The organism is Mycolicibacterium brumae (genome assembly GCF_025215495.1).
GTDB classification, from domain to species: domain Bacteria; phylum Actinomycetota; class Actinomycetes; order Mycobacteriales; family Mycobacteriaceae; genus Mycobacterium; species Mycobacterium brumae.
The window spans coordinates 890,111-904,250 of the sequence record NZ_CP104302.1; the positions used below are offsets into that span (position 1 = coordinate 890,111).

Annotated in this window: 10 protein-coding genes; 3 read left to right on the top strand and 7 right to left on the bottom strand. The window is 69.3% G+C overall.

The window, feature by feature from the left end:
* The first annotated feature begins 117 nt into the window (after positions 1-117).
* Positions 118-918 (top strand): glycine betaine ABC transporter substrate-binding protein, encoded by an 801-nt coding sequence (locus L2Z93_RS04615; RefSeq protein ID WP_234786037.1) that lies wholly within the window; start codon positions 118-120, stop codon positions 916-918.
* 35 nt (positions 919-953) lie between these two features.
* Positions 954-1,682 carry a TetR/AcrR family transcriptional regulator gene (locus L2Z93_RS04620; RefSeq protein WP_090586935.1) on the top strand — a complete coding sequence of 243 codons (729 nt, stop codon included), beginning with the start codon at positions 954-956 and terminating at the stop codon, positions 1,680-1,682.
* Here L2Z93_RS04620 and L2Z93_RS04625 read toward each other — a convergent pair.
* From L2Z93_RS04625 to L2Z93_RS04645, 5 genes are all read right to left on the bottom strand, one after another.
* Positions 1,662-3,092, bottom strand: coding sequence for an FAD-dependent oxidoreductase (locus tag L2Z93_RS04625; protein WP_090586933.1), 1,431 nt, complete (start codon positions 3,090-3,092; stop codon positions 1,662-1,664). The genes L2Z93_RS04620 and L2Z93_RS04625 overlap by 21 nt on opposite strands.
* Positions 3,092-4,090: an AurF N-oxygenase family protein gene (locus L2Z93_RS04630; protein WP_090586932.1), complete on the bottom strand. Its 999-nt coding sequence runs from the start codon at positions 4,088-4,090 to the stop codon at positions 3,092-3,094. Before L2Z93_RS04630 ends, L2Z93_RS04625 begins: the two co-directional genes overlap by 1 nt.
* A gap of 166 nt (positions 4,091-4,256) precedes the next feature.
* Positions 4,257-5,087, bottom strand: a complete 831-nt coding sequence (locus L2Z93_RS04635) for an SDR family NAD(P)-dependent oxidoreductase (RefSeq protein ID WP_090586930.1) — start codon at positions 5,085-5,087, stop codon at positions 4,257-4,259.
* A gap of 100 nt (positions 5,088-5,187) precedes the next feature.
* Positions 5,188-8,928, bottom strand: coding sequence for a multifunctional oxoglutarate decarboxylase/oxoglutarate dehydrogenase thiamine pyrophosphate-binding subunit/dihydrolipoyllysine-residue succinyltransferase subunit (locus tag L2Z93_RS04640; RefSeq protein ID WP_099541338.1), 3,741 nt, complete (start codon positions 8,926-8,928; stop codon positions 5,188-5,190).
* A gap of 136 nt (positions 8,929-9,064) precedes the next feature.
* Positions 9,065-9,880 carry a hypothetical protein gene (locus tag L2Z93_RS04645; RefSeq protein ID WP_234786032.1) on the bottom strand — a complete coding sequence of 272 codons (816 nt, stop codon included), beginning with the start codon at positions 9,878-9,880 and terminating at the stop codon, positions 9,065-9,067.
* 111 nt (positions 9,881-9,991) lie between these two features.
* Here L2Z93_RS04645 and L2Z93_RS04650 point away from each other — a divergent pair, with 111 nt between their 5' ends.
* The gene (locus L2Z93_RS04650) at positions 9,992-11,938 is read left to right on the top strand and encodes an MFS transporter (RefSeq protein WP_090586925.1); all 1,947 of its coding nucleotides are present in this window, start codon (positions 9,992-9,994) and stop codon (positions 11,936-11,938) included.
* A 189-nt stretch (positions 11,939-12,127) separates the two neighbouring features.
* On the opposite strand, the gene L2Z93_RS04655 is transcribed toward L2Z93_RS04650, so the two are convergent.
* Positions 12,128-13,480, bottom strand: coding sequence for an FAD-binding oxidoreductase (locus L2Z93_RS04655; protein WP_370745845.1), 1,353 nt, complete (start codon positions 13,478-13,480; stop codon positions 12,128-12,130).
* A complete protein-coding gene (locus L2Z93_RS04660) occupies positions 13,480-14,034 on the bottom strand; it encodes an LppP/LprE family lipoprotein (RefSeq protein WP_234786031.1) in 555 nt (184 codons plus the stop codon). The genes L2Z93_RS04655 and L2Z93_RS04660 overlap by 1 nt, the downstream gene beginning before the upstream one ends.
* Between the last annotated feature and the right edge of the window lie 106 nt (positions 14,035-14,140).

A 14,140-nucleotide genomic window follows, 5' to 3' on the forward strand; every position in this document is an offset into this window, starting at 1 on the left:
CGCGCGGCCGGGCGATCCCGCCGATGGATCGCCGTCCGCCCGCGCCCGCTGCAGTACCCTGGCGCCGTGGTAGCGCGCTGGGTCCGTCTCGTGTTCGCCGCGGTGCTGGCCGTGTCGATGAGCGCCTGCGCGGCCAGCCCGGGACCGCCGCCGGAGGTGGTGATCGCCGCGTCCGGCGAGCCGGATTCGGTGCTGCTGGCCAACCTCTACGGCGCCGCCCTGCGCTACTACGGCACCCCGGTGCGGGTGCAGGAATTCGATGATCCGTTGGCGGCGCTCGATTCCGGGGAGGCGCTGATCGCCCCGGGTTTGACCGGTGAGCTGCTGGACCGGTTGTCCCCGGACACCGCCGGTCGCAGCGATGAGGCGGTGTACAAGGCGCTGCTGGGGGTGCTGCCCGAGGGCGTGACCGCCGGCGACTACGCCACCGCCGCCGAGGACAAACCGGCCGTCGCGGTCACCGAGGACACGGTGGACGCCTGGGGCGGACACACTCTCACCCAGCTGGTGAGCAAATGCGAGCAGCTGCGTTTCGGCAGGGTCGCCGGAGCCCAGACCCCCTCGGCCGTCGGCGCCTGCCGGGCTTCGAAGCCCCGCGAGTTCCCCGACAGCGCGGCGATGTTCGCCGCCCTGCGGTCGAATCAGATCAACGCCGCGTGGAGCAGCAGCGCGGACCCGGCCGTCCCGGTCGGGGTGGTGCTGCTCGACGATCGCAAGCCCGCGCTGATCCGCGGGGAGAACGCCTTGCCGCTGTACCGCCGCAACGAGCTGGACCCCCAGCAGATGGTGGCGCTCAATGAGGTTGCCGGTGTGCTGGACACCGCGGCGCTCAAGGGCATGCGCGCGCAGCTGGCCGACGGCGCGGACCCACGGGCGCTGGCCGACGCCTGGCTGGCCGAGAACCCGATCGGCAATTGACCGGGTGGGAACGCGACGCTTGTAGGCTGTCCGGAATGACGACGTCCCCGGCCCTCAGCGGTTATGAGGAGCGTTGGCGTGAGCACAACGACGAGCGTCGGACGCAGGTCCTGGAGGCGACGATCGAGCTGATCGAGCAGAGCCCGCCGGACGTCGCGGTGTCCGTGGCCGACATCGCCCGGCGCGCCGGGCTGGCGAAATCGGTGGTGTATCGCCAGTTCGGTGGCAAGGAGGAGCTGGAGCGCCGGGCGCGATCGTTGATCGTCGAAGACTTCGCGCAGGTGCTCGACGCCAGCCTCGATCTGGAAGCGGGGTCGCTGCGTGACATCCTGACCCGCACCGTTGCCGCCGTGGCCGACTGGATGCTGGAGCATCCGCGGCTCAACACCTTCGTGCGCTCCGGTCCCACCTTCGAAGGCGACGGCGCCCTCGACGCGGTCAGCGAGCTGAAGAACCGGATGATCGTCGTCGGGCATGAGTTGATCGATTCGGTCGCGCAGTTGGTCGGCGCCGATCCCGCGCCGTTCCAGACGGTGCCGTTCGCGGTGATCACCATGGTCGAGGCCACCCTGTACGGCTGGGTGCGCGGAGTCGCGCCGAACAGCACCCGCGAGGAGATCGTGGCCGACCTGGCCGACTACGTGTGGTGCGTGATCGACGGTCGAGCGCGGATGGGCGGCGTCGTGTTGCAGCCCGATGAACCGTTCGCCGAGCTGCTCGTCGGACTGACCGCGGGTCGATCGTCAGACGGGCGCGCCGAGTAGCCGACCGGCGTTGTACTCGTCGACCAGGCTGCGCACCGTCTCCTGGGCGCACGACTTGTTCGTTCCGATGAACCCATTCGCGCCGCGTTTGATCCAGCCCGTCACGTAGGTGCGCCGCATCCCCTGCACCCGGCCGGAGGTGTTCGGCACCGTCGCGCTTGCCTCATCGAACGGCAGCCCGGGCACCGGGACCCCTCGATAGCCGATGGAGGTCAGCACCAGACCGGCGTCGATGGCGTGCTCGTCGGCGGTGGGTTTGACCCGCATGGATCCATCCGGAGCGGGAACGAGCTCGTTGCGGACGAAACGCACCGAACCGGCGTCGATGGCGGTTGGGGACAGCAGGTAGTCCAGAACCACGCGCCGATTGCGGCTTCCGGCGCGAGGTGTCGCGCCGCGCAGAATGTCGGCGCGCGGATCGGAGTCCGGCAGGCTGTCGAGGTGCTCGTCGGCGACCACCACGTCGACACCCGGCGTGGAGCACAGGCCGATGAGCTCTCCGACGGTGAACGCGGACTGTTCGGCGCCCCGCCGGCCGACGACGGTGACTTCCTCGATCTTGCTGCGGCGCAGGGCGTCCAGCGCATACCCAGCGATGTCGGTGCCGGCCAGCGCCTCGGGGTCCATGGTCAGGATGCGCGCCACGTCCAGGGCGACGTTGCCGTTGCCGATCACGACGGCGTTCGGCTGTGACAGGTCGAAGGCGCGGTCGGCGAAGTCGGGGTGCCCGTTGTACCACGCCACGAATTCCGTTGCCGAGCAGGAAGACTCGGCCCCCGGGATATCGAGGCGGCGGTCGGTGGAGGCGCCGACGGCGTAGACGACCGCGTGATGTGACGCCAGCAGTTCCTCGTGGGTGACGTCGACGCCGACCTGAGTCCCGAGGATCAGCTCCAGCCGGGGATCCTCGCGGATCGTGTCGAACTGGCGGGTGACGCGGCGGGTGCGCTGGTGATCCGGCGCCACGCCGAACCGCGCCAGGCCGTAGGGCTCGGACAACCGCTCGTACATCCGCACCCGGGCGCCGGGGATGGTCAGGATCTCGTCGGCGGCGTACATCGCGGCCGGTCCGGAGCCGACGATGGCGACCCGCAGATCCGCGCCGGAGCGCACCTGCAGCGCCGGGACCGGGGGCGCCAGCAGCGGCCGTGGGCGCGGCTCCCGGTAGAAGTCCGCGTTCAAGTCGGCGAACACCGACTCCTGCGCGGTCAGCGTGCTGTAGTGCTTGATCGCGTCCACCGGGCAGGCCGACACGCAGGCGCCGCAGTCGACACAGTCGACCGGATCGATGTAGAGCATCTCGGCGGTGTGGAAGTCCGGTTCATCCGGGGTCGGATGGATGCAGTTCACCGGACATGCGTACGTGCAGGAGGCGTCGCTGCAACACGACTGCGTGACGACGTGCGGCATCAGGCGATCGCGATCGCTTCGCGGTCCGGCTCGCCGCGGTAACGCGCCTCTTCACCGGATATCCGCGCGAGCTTCCACATCCGGCGGCCGAGCGGTGTCATGATCCCGAGTTCGTGGCTCAGCGCCCGCATCTCCGGGAAATACCCGGCCATGACCTTGCGCGCGTGCGGGCCGCGCCAAAACGCTTCCTTCCACACCTTGCGCGGGATGCCGAGCTCACGGGCCATCGACTTCGGCGGTGTCATGATCTCGGTGGCCAGCCAGCGCAGGGTGAGCGGGAACGCGAACGTCGCGAAGAGTTTGAACCCCCGGGACCGCTTGGCCATGTGCGTCTTGAGGAACTCGTTGGCCCACGAGATGTGCCTGGCCTCCTCGGCGATGTGTATCTGCATGGTGCGCAGCACCGCCGGCGGCACGTTCGCGCCTTCGCGGATCACGCCCTTCTGGAAGTGGTCGATGGGCTCTTCACCGGCCAGGATGCCGGCCATGAACGCGGTGGGGGAGTAATGCCCCACGAGCCCGATGTAGGGCGACAGCTTCCGGAACAGCGGCCGCATCCCGGGCACGTCGGTGCCGGAGCGGTTCACCAACTCCTGGAACATCTGGATGTGGTTGCACTCCTCGGTCATCTCGTGCAACGCGTAGCGGAACTCCGGGGAGTTGTTCGGCAGCTTCATGATGAACGCCATCAACCCGCGGATCAGGATGCTCTCGAAGGCCGCGCCCACCTTGACGCTGTTGAGCGTGCGCCAGCGGCCGATCTCGATCTGCCGTTCCAGGGGCTGATTCCGGTACCACTCGGTGCCGCCCAGGGTGTCCAGCGTCGGCGACAGCACCCAGCGTGGGTCGCCCGGGTCCATCTGCATGTCCGGGGCGTCCCAGTCGATGTCGGCGTACGGGTCGAAGTGCCGGCGCACCGAGCCTTCGGACAGCATCGCCAGCGTCGCCGCGTACTGCGGGTTGCGCGCTGTGGTCGTGGTGGCGGCTACCGAAGACATTCTCGCCCCTTCGCTCGGTTGGCAAACTCATGGCGCATGTCACACAGTTTACCGGGACTATGCATCCCAGTAAATAGTTGACGGCCGTCCAGTCCGAGGGGGGCGGCAGGCGGTGCCTATTGGTGACGGAGCTCTTCGCGGTTCGCAAGCTCACCGCTCGACTCCGTCAGTGCGAGCCGGGGACGAGCTTGCCCATCATTGTGGAGAACAACCGCTGGTAGCCCGAGCCGGTGATCCGCACGATGAGATCGAGGATCTTGGCGTCGGCGCCGACGAGAACTCGGGCGTGCTTCTTCTGCACCCCGGTCAGGATGATCTCCGCGGCCCGCTCGGCGGTGGTGTTGGCCAGCTTGCTGTCGAACTGCTTGGCCAGTTCCTTGGGGTCCAGGCCCTCCACCGCGGTGGCGTTGCGTGCGATCGCGGTCTTGATGCCGCCGGGATGCACGCAGGTCACCGCGACCGGGCGCTGCTTGGTCAGCATCTCCTGGCGCAGCGCCTCGGTGAAGCCGCGGACGGCGAACTTGGCCGAGTTGTACGCCGACTGACCCGGCACCGCCAGCAGGCCGAACAGGCTCGACACGTTGATCACGTGTCCGTCGCCGGAGGCGATCAGATACGGCAGGAATGCCTTGGTGCCGTTGACCACGCCCCAGTAGTCGACGTCCATCACCTTCTCGATGTCCTTGAAGGCCATGTCCTCGACGTCGCCGGTGAACGCGATGCCGGCGTTGTTGTAGATCTGGTGGACGATGCCGAAGTGCGCCTGCACCGCGTCGGCGTAGAGCAGGAAGGCCTCGCGCTCGGCGACGTCGAGGCGATCCGCCTTCACCGGGGCGCCGATCTGCTTCAGCTGGGCCTCGGTCTCGGCGAGGCCCTGGACGTCGACGTCACTGATGGCCAACAGCGCGCCGGACCGGCCCAGCTCCAGCGCCAGGGCCCGGCCGATGCCCGATCCCGCGCCGGTGACCACCGCGACTTTGCCCTCGAAACCTCGCATGGCTGCTCCTCACATTGGACGTGTGTCAAGAAGCGTAAATCAGGCCCGTCGCAGCCCGCCGCCCCGGGTACGCGGGTGTACCCGGGGCGGCGGCGACGACTCAGCCGAACGCGGCGTCGAGAATCTCCTGCTGTTCGACGGCATGCACCTTCGACGAACCCGAGGACGGCGCGCTCATCGCGCGGCGCGAGATCCGCTTGATACCGGACAGCTTGTCCGGCAGCAGTTCGGGAAGCTCCAGGCCGAACGTCGGCCACGGCCCCTGGTTGGCCGGCTCGTCCTGCACCCAGAAGAACTCCCGGGCGTTCGGGTACTGGTCCAGGGTGCGGCCGAGGCGGCGCGGCGGCAGCGGGTAGAGCTGCTCGATCCGCACGATCGCGACGTCCTCGCGCTTCTCCTTGGCCTTGCGCGCCGCCAGGTCGTAGTAGATCTTGCCGGAGCACATCAGCACCCGGGTGACCTTGCTGCGGTCGCCGATGCCGTCCTCGTAGGTCGGCTCCTCCAGCACCGAGCGGAACTTCACCTCGGTGAAGTCCTTCACGTCGCTGACCGCCGCCTTGTTCCGCAGCATCGACTTCGGGGTGAAGACGATCAGCGGCCGGTGGATGCCACCGAGCGCGTGCCGCCGCAGCAGGTGGAAGTAGTTCGCCGGGGTCGACGGCTGGGCGACGGTCATCGACCCTTCCGCGCACAGCTGCAGGAATCGCTCGATGCGCCCGGAGGTGTGGTCGGGACCCTGGCCCTCGTGGCCGTGCGGCAGCAGCAGCACCACATCGGAGGTTTGGCCCCACTTGGCCTCGCCAGAGCTGACGAACTCGTCGATCACCGACTGCGCGCCGTTGACGAAGTCGCCGAACTGCGCCTCCCACAGCACCACGGCCTCGCGGTTGCCGACGGCGTAGCCGTACTCGAACCCAACCGCGGCGAACTCGCTCAGCGCCGAGTTGTAGATCAGGAACTTCCCACCGGTGGAGGTGCCGTCCTCATTGGCCGCCAGCAGCTGCAGCGGGGTGAACTCCTCGCCGGTCTTGCGGTCGATGATCACCGCGTGCCGCTGGGTGAACGTGCCGCGGCGGGTGTCCTGGCCGGAGAACCGGATCAGCTTGCCGTCGGCGATCAGCGACCCCAGCGCCAGCAGCTCGCCGAAAGCCCAGTCGACCTTGCCCTCGTAGGCCATCTCGCGACGCTTGTCCAGCACCGGCTTGACCCGCGGGTGCACGGAGAAGCCCTCCGGCACCGCCAGGTGCGCGTCGCCGATCCGGGCCAGCATGGCCTTGTCCACGGCGGTGTTCAGCCCGTGGGTGATGGTCTGCTCGGTCTCCACCGACTCGCTGGGCTCCGGAACGAACTTCTCCAGCTCGCGGACCTCGTTGAACACCTGCTCCAGCTGGCCCTGGAAGTCGCGCAGCGCGGCCTCGGCCTCCTGGATCGAGATGTCGCCGCGGCCGATCAGCGCCTCGGTGTAGGTCTTGCGGACGCCGCGCTTGTGATCGATCACGTCGTACATCGCCGGCTGGGTCATCGACGGGTCATCGCCCTCGTTGTGCCCGCGGCGGCGGTAGCACAGCATGTCGATGACGACGTCCTTCTTGAACTTCTGCCTGAAGTCCACCGCGAGCCGGGACACCCAGTCGCAGGCCTCCGGGTCGTCGCCGTTGACGTGGAAGATCGGCGCGCCGATCATCTTCGCCACGTCGGTGCAGTACTCGCTGGACCGCGAGTTCTCCGGCGAGGTGGTGAAGCCGATCTGGTTGTTCACCACCATGTGGATGGTGCCGCCGACGCGGTAGCCGCGCAGCATCGCCAGGTTCAGCGTCTCGGCCACCACGCCCTGGCCGGCGAACGCCGCGTCGCCGTGCAGCATCAGCGGCATCACGGTGAACCCGTCGGGCCCGTCGCCCTTGTTCAGCAGGTCCTGCTTGGCGCGGACGATGCCCTCCAGCACCGGGTCGACGGCCTCCAGGTGGCTCGGGTTGGCCGTCAGCGACACCTCGATCTCGTTGTCGCCGAACATCTGCAGGTAGTTGCCGGAGGCGCCCAGGTGGTACTTCACGTCACCGGAGCCGTGCGCCTGCGACGGGTTCAGGTTGCCCTCGAATTCGGTGAAGATCTGCGCGTACGGCTTGCCGACGATATTGGCCAGCACGTTGAGCCGGCCGCGGTGCGGCATGGCGATGACGACCTCGTCCAGGCCGTGCTCGGCGGCCTGGTCGATGGCCGCGTCCATCATCGGGATGATGGTCTCCGCGCCCTCCAGGGAGAACCGCTTCTGTCCGACGTACTTGGTCTGCAGGAACGTCTCGAACGCCTCGGCGGCGTTGAGCCGGCTCAGGATGTACTTCTGCTGCGCGACCGTCGGCTTGTCGTGACGCACCTCGATGCGCTCCTGCAGCCACTTCTGCTGCTCGGGCTCCAGGATGTGGGTGTACTCCACGCCGACGTGCCGGCAGTAGGCGTCGCGCAGCACCGAGAGCACGTCGCGCAACTTCTTGTGCTGCTGGCCGGCGAACCCGTCGACCCGGAAGACCCGGTCCAGATCCCACAGCGTCAGGCCGTGGGTGTTGACGTCCAGGTCCGGGTGGCTGCGGAACCGGGTGGCGTCCAGGCGCAGCGGGTCGATGTCGGCCATCAGGTGGCCGCGGTTGCGGTAGGCCGCGATCAGCTCGATGACGCGGGCGTTCTTCTGCTCGATCGAATCGGGGTTGTCGATCCGCCAGCGCACCGGCTCATAGGGGATGCCGAGTTCGAAGAAGATCTCGTCCCAGAAGCCGTCGTCGAGCAGGTGCCGGTGGACGGTGCGCAGGAAGTCCCCGGACTCCGCGCCCTGGATGATGCGGTGGTCATACGTCGAGGTCAGGGTGATCAGCTTGCCGATACCCAGCTCGGCGATCCGCTCCTCACTGGCGCCCTGGAACTCCGCCGGGTACTCCATGGCCCCGGCGCCGATGATCGCGCCCTGGCCGGCCATCAGCCGGGGCACCGAGTGCACGGTGCCCAGCGTGCCCGGGTTGGTCAGCGAGATGGTCACACCGGCGAAGTCCTCAGCGGTCAGCTTGCCGTCGCGGGCGCGCCGCACGATGTCTTCGTAGGCGGCGATGAACTCGCCGAACTTCATCGTCTCGCAGCCCTTGATCGCCGCGACGACCAGGGAACGATTGCCGTTCTTGCCCGGCAGGTCGATGGCCAGGCCCAGGTTGGTGTGCGCCGGGGTGACCGCATTCGGCTTGCCGTCGATCTCGGCGAAGTGCCGGTTCATGTTCGGGAACGCCTTGACGCCCTGCACGATCGCGTACCCCAGCAGGTGGGTGAAGCTGATCTTGCCGCCGCGGGTGCGCTTGAGGTGATTGTTGATGACCGTCCGGTTGTCGATCATCAGCTTGGCCGGGATGGCCCGGACACTGGTCGCCGTCGGCACCTCCAGCGAGGTGTTCATGTTCTTGACGACGGCGGCGGCGACACCGCGCAGCACCTGGGTCTGCTCTTCGCCGGCGGGGGAGTCCGACGCGGCCTTCGGCGCCGGCGCGGGCTTGGTCGCCGGCGGCGCCATATCGGGCGCCGAGGCGCCGGTGCTGGTCGGCGGGGTCTTGGCGGGCAACGCGGCCTCCGGCGACGGCTTGGTTTCCGCGGGCGCCGGCTTCGATTCGGGGGCCGGCTTCTGGGCCGCCGGCTTCTCGGCCTGCTGGCCGTTGTCGACGATGCCTTCGCTCAGCTTCCCGGGGTTGTAATCGACCAGGAACTCATGCCAGCTCGGGTCGACCGACTTGGGGTCCTCGCGGAACTTGCGGTACATCTCCTCGACCAGCCACTCGTTCTGGCCGAATGGTGAACTCGTACTGCTCACGGCCGCTGCTCGCCTCGCTTCGTGTCAAAAGGTCTCAGGCAAGCGCATCGGGGCTCGCTTGCCGCGTTCCGGCGTGACCGCCGAGTCTCAGGCTAGCGCCTAACCGGCAACCCGGTGGTGGCAAGCGGGAGTTCGCTCACTCCGCCCGGTTCACCGGCGAATTGTGGGCCGCTTCGAGCTCGGGCAGCGCCCGCAGCGTCCCGGGCCAGCGCGTCGGGGCGGGCCCGAAGGCGTCCTCGGCGTTCTGGGTGAACTTCCGGCCGATCAACCAGTTGCCGATCCCGCCGATCACCGCGCCCAAACCCAACGGAAGCAGCTTGCCCGCGGCCACCGCGGTGCGCTTGACCGCCCATTTCTTGGCGAAGTAGCGCACCGCGCGGGAGTTGATCTGGGAGACGCCGGCCATCGGGATCGCCGCGGCGCCCTCGGAGAGCCAGCCGCCCTGGATGCGCCCGGACCCGATCACATTGGCCACCGCGTGCTTGCCGTCCTCACCGCCGGCCAGCACCGCCAGCACCAGAGCCCGCCGACGGCGGTGGTCGGTGGGCTCCACACCGTGCACCTCGGCGACGGCGAGCACGTACAGCGTCGTCGCCTCCAGGAACACCAGCGTCTCGCCACTGATGGCGGCCAGCGCCGCCAGGGTGCCGATGCCGGGGAGGATCGCCGCCGCGCCGACGGCGGCGCCGCTGCCGACCACCGACGCCAGATACATCCGCCGCATCCGCTTGATCACGTCGGCCGGGGTGGCCTCGGGATGCTTGCGCCGCACCCGGGCCACATAGGCGCGGATCGCCGGACCCTGCAGCCGCGAGCTGGTCTCCAGCAGGTAGGACAGAATTTTGGCGGAGCTGCCGGCGTTCTCGGCGCTGCTCACCGGATCCACGCTGCGACTGTCGGCGTTTCGATCCGGCAGGTTGGCGGGCGTTCCAGCGGCCATGCGGTTCTCCATCCGTTTCGCTCCTGCGACTTTTGCCCAGGCTAACCCGGTGTCAACGATCAGCGGCCGGTAAAGGTTTGCGGCGGGCTCGCTGTCGGCCCGCGCGACTACAGTCGTGTGGCGATGACGACATCTGTGAGAGCGCCGCGGCGTCCGACGGACAACCCGTGGTACGCGCTGTGGGCGATGATGGTCGGCTTTTTCATGATCCTGGTCGACTCGACCATCGTGGCCGTCGCCAACGACACCCTGATGGAGTCGTTCGGGGTGCAGGGCCACTACGACCGGGTGATCTGGGTGACCAGCGCCTACCTGCTGGCCTACGCGGTGCCGCTGCTGGTCGCCGGCCGGCTCGGAGACCGCTACGGCCCGAAAAACCTGTACCTGCTGGGACTGTTCGTGTTCACCGCCGCCTCGCTGTGGTGCGGTCTGGCCGATTCGCTGGGGGAGCTGATCGCCGCCCGCGTCGTGCAGGGCCTGGGTGCGGCCATGCTGACCCCGCAGACCCTGTCGACCATCACCAAGATCTTCCCGGCGCACCGACGCGGGGTGGCGATGAGCGTCTGGGGCGCGACCGCCGGGGTGGCGACCCTGGTCGGTCCGCTGGCCGGCGGGGTCATCATCGACCACCTCGGTTGGAGCTGGATCTTCTTCGTCAACGTCCCGATCGGCGTGATCGGCCTGGCGGTCGGCCTCTGGCTGATCCCGACGTTGCCGACCGAACGGCACCGGCTGGACCTTCTTGGCGTGCTGCTGAGTGGGCTGGGCATGTTCCTGATGGTGTTCGGTCTGCAGGAAGGCCAGGCCTGGGGCTGGTCGCCGGTGATCTGGCTGATGATCCTCGGCGGCATCGCGGTGCTGGGGCTGTTCGTCTACTGGCAGTCGATCAATCAGAACGAGCCGTTGATGCCGTTGCGGGTGTTCCGCGACCCGGACTTCAGCCTGTCGGCGGTCGGCGTCGCGATCATCGGGTTCGCCGTGACGGCGATGGTGCTGCCGGTGTACTTCTATGCCCAGCAGGTGCTCGGCCTGTCACCGACCGGATCGGCGCTGTTGACCGCGCCGATGGCGGTGGTCAGCGGCCTGCTGGCGCCCTGGGTCGGCCGGATCATCGACCGCGCCCACCCGACGCCGGTCATCGGCTTCGGGTTCGCGGCGCTGGCCGTCGGGCTGACCTGGCTGTCGATCGAGATGACCGCGACCACGCCGCCGTGGCGGCTGGTGCCGCCGTTCATCCTGCTCGGCGCCGGGATGGCGTTCATCTGGGCGCCGCTGGCGGCCACCGCCACCCGTCGGCTCCCGCCGGACGTCGCCGGCGCCGGATCCGGTGTGTACAACGCGACCCGGCAGGTGGGCTCGGTGCTGGGCAGCGCGGCGATGGCGGCGCTGATCAGCGCGCGCATCCACGCCGAGCTGCCGCGCGGACTGCCGCCGATGCCCAGCGACGGACGCGCTCAGCAGCTGCCGGAGATGCTGCGCGAGCCGTTCGCGGCGGCTTATGCGCAGTCGCTGCTGTTGCCGGCGTTCATCGCGCTGTTCGGCGTGGTGGCCGCGCTGTTCCTGGCCGACGGGATCAAGGTGCTGCGCAGCGAGCCCGACGAGCGGATCGGCGCGCCTGTCGGGCACGACACCGACGAGATGGCGCCGCTGCGGGTGTTCGACGACGCCGTCGCGTTCTGGCGCGACCCGGCCGGCGCGGGCCGGCCCGGCCCCGAGCCCGACCCGCACGGACCGGGCCGCTACGTCGCCGAGTACGGCGAGATCGACGACGACGACGGCTACATCGAGTATCTGCTGGCCGCCGGGCGTCGCAGCGCCGAGCCGGAGCAGGCCCGGCCGCTGCCGGAGCAGTCCGGCTTCGACTTGGCTCCGCAGGCTCCGCCAAGCCTCGCTAACCCGCAGGATCTGCCGCGCGGGCCCAGCTTCGACTTGGCTCCGCAGGCTCCGCCAAGCCTCGCTAACCCGCAGGATCTGCCGCGCGGGCCCAGCTTCGACTTGGCTCCGCAGGCTCCGCCAAGCCTCGCTAACCCGCAGAGTTCTGGGCGTCATCACAAGGTCGAGTGGGACTGACGAAGGCGCGCTGACCCTCACGAGCGCCACTTTTTGCACGAGCGCCACTTCTGGTACGTGAATGCCCAGGACGGGGTGTGCGAAAACCGGCGCTGGTGCAGAAAGTGGCGCTCGCGGCCATGCCTCAGCCGAACAGCACCCAGGCCTCAGCCGAACAGCACCCAGGCCTCAGCCGAACAGCACCAGCCCTCAGCCGAACAGCACCGCAGCGTTGAGGTAACCCGTCGGGTCCAGCGCGGCCTTGACCGCGCGCATGGCGTCGATGTCCGCGGGCTCGCGGGCCATCGACAGGTACTCGCGTTTGCGGCTGCCCACGCCGTGCTCGGAGCTGACATTGCCGCCGTGCTCGGCGATCAGCGACATCATCTGCGCGTAGCACTCGCGCTCGGCCGCCGGGGCGCAGCGCAGCACGTTCAGGTGAAGATTGCCCTCGCCGATGTGGCCGAACAGCACCGGGATCGCTTCCGGGGCGTGCGCCGCCAGCAGCTCGCCGGCCGCGGACTGGAAATCCTCGACCTGCGAAAGTGGCAGTGACACATCGAATTTCAGCGGCGGCCCGTACGCGCCGAGGATTTCGTTGACCGACTCGCGGACCCGCCACAGCCGCTGCTGGCCGGCCGGGTCCACCCCGACCGCGGGTTCGCCGTCCAGGTCCAGCGCGTCCAACAACTCCGCCAGTCGTCCGGTCTGATCGTCGTCACCGGCCAGTTCGATGAGCAGCATCCAGCGGGCGGTCGTCGGCGCGGCGACGCCCAGGAGCCGCTCGGCGACCGCGGTCCCGCGGGCGTCAACGAGTTCGAGGGCGGCGATGGTCTCCACATCGCGCAGCACCCGGCCGGCGGCCACCACGTCCGCCAGTCGGGCGAACCCGGCGATGGCGGTCACCCGGTGCCGCGGGGTGGGGTGTAACCGGATGTCCAGTTCAGTGATCACCCCGAGGGTGCCCTCGGCGCCGACGAACAGCGCGGTCAGGTCGTAGCCGGTGTTGTCGCGTCGCACCCGGGAATGCCGCCGCAGCAGGGCGCCGTCGGGGAGCGCGAGATCCAGGCCCAGCACCTGTTCTCCCATGTTGCCGTAGCGCACAGTGCGCAGCCCGCCGGCGTTGGTCGACGCCATCCCGCCGACGGTGGCGCTGTCCCGGGCGGCCAGGTCCACCCCGAACACCAGGCCGGCGGCGCGCGCCGCGTCGGCCAGTGCGGCGGCGGTGACCCCGGCGCCGACGCGAACCCGCCGCTCGGCGGTGTCGACCTCGCCGATTGTGGTGAGCCGCTCGGTGGACAGCAGCACGTCGTCGTGTTCCGGGACGGTGCCGGCCACCAGCGAGGTGCGACCGCCCTGCACGGTGACGTGCGCTCCGGCGTCGCGGCAGATCCGCAGCACCGCGGCCACCTCGGCGGAGTCGGCGGGACGGACCAGCGCGCCGGCTCGGCCCGAATAGCGGCCGGTGTGGTCGACGCTGCGGGCGGCCAGCACGTCGGCGTCAGTGCTGACGAACGGCGCGCCGACCACACCGGCCAGCGCGTCCCGCGTCGACGCGTCGATCACGGCGTGTTGGCGACCAGCTCGACCGCCGAGCCGTTCCAGCGGTACTTCACCATGCTGGTCAGGCCGGGGGCCTGGCTGGTGAAGGTCAGCGCGACGGTGTCACCGGTGGTCTGCGAGGCGTCGATGCCGTTGAACCCGAACGTTTCCGGGGCGCCTTTGGAGATGTATTTGCCCTGGTGGAACAACACCGCTCGGGTGTTGGGGTTCGGCGAGTTGGTGTTGGCCTTCACGATCACCGCGGACAGTTGCGCGCACTCGTTGTAATTGCCGGCCAGCGGCTCGGGGTTCCAGCCCTGCCCACTGCGCGGGTCCTTCTTCAGTTCGGAGACGGCGCGGGCGATCGCGGGGGCGGCCAGATCGACCGGGCACGGGTCGTCGGCGTCGGGTTCGGGCGTCGGCTCGGCCGGCGCCGGGGACTGCGCGTTCGGCGCGGCCGGGGTGGCGGCGGAGATAGGGTCCGGCGTCATGGTGACGGTGGACTCACCCGACCCGCAGGCGGTCAGCGTCGCCAGCAACACCGCGAACGCGGCCGGAATCAGGGATCTGCGCACGCCCGCAGGCTACCGGCCCCGGGGCGCGTGGGCCTTCTGCGGTGCTCGGCGCGCCTCCTCCACGAGTTCGGCCGAGCGTCGTCGATCCGCCCGATTAGACTGGCAG

Excerpts from the sequence above, each read along its gene's own strand:
- L2Z93_RS04615 (WP_234786037.1), top strand. The coding sequence starts at position 118 with ATGAGCGCCTGCGCGGCCAGCCCGGGACCGCCGCCGGAGGTGGTGATC.
- L2Z93_RS04630 (WP_090586932.1), bottom strand. The coding sequence starts at position 4,090 with ATGTCTTCGGTAGCCGCCACCACGACCACAGCGCGCAACCCGCAGTAC.
- L2Z93_RS04645 (WP_234786032.1), bottom strand. The coding sequence starts at position 9,880 with ATGGAGAACCGCATGGCCGCTGGAACGCCCGCCAACCTGCCGGATCGA.
- L2Z93_RS04650 (WP_090586925.1), top strand. The coding sequence starts at position 9,992 with ATGACGACATCTGTGAGAGCGCCGCGGCGTCCGACGGACAACCCGTGG.
- L2Z93_RS04620 (WP_090586935.1), top strand. The coding sequence starts at position 954 with ATGACGACGTCCCCGGCCCTCAGCGGTTATGAGGAGCGTTGGCGTGAG.
- L2Z93_RS04635 (WP_090586930.1), bottom strand. The coding sequence starts at position 5,087 with ATGCGAGGTTTCGAGGGCAAAGTCGCGGTGGTCACCGGCGCGGGATCG.
- L2Z93_RS04625 (WP_090586933.1), bottom strand. The coding sequence starts at position 3,092 with ATGCCGCACGTCGTCACGCAGTCGTGTTGCAGCGACGCCTCCTGCACG.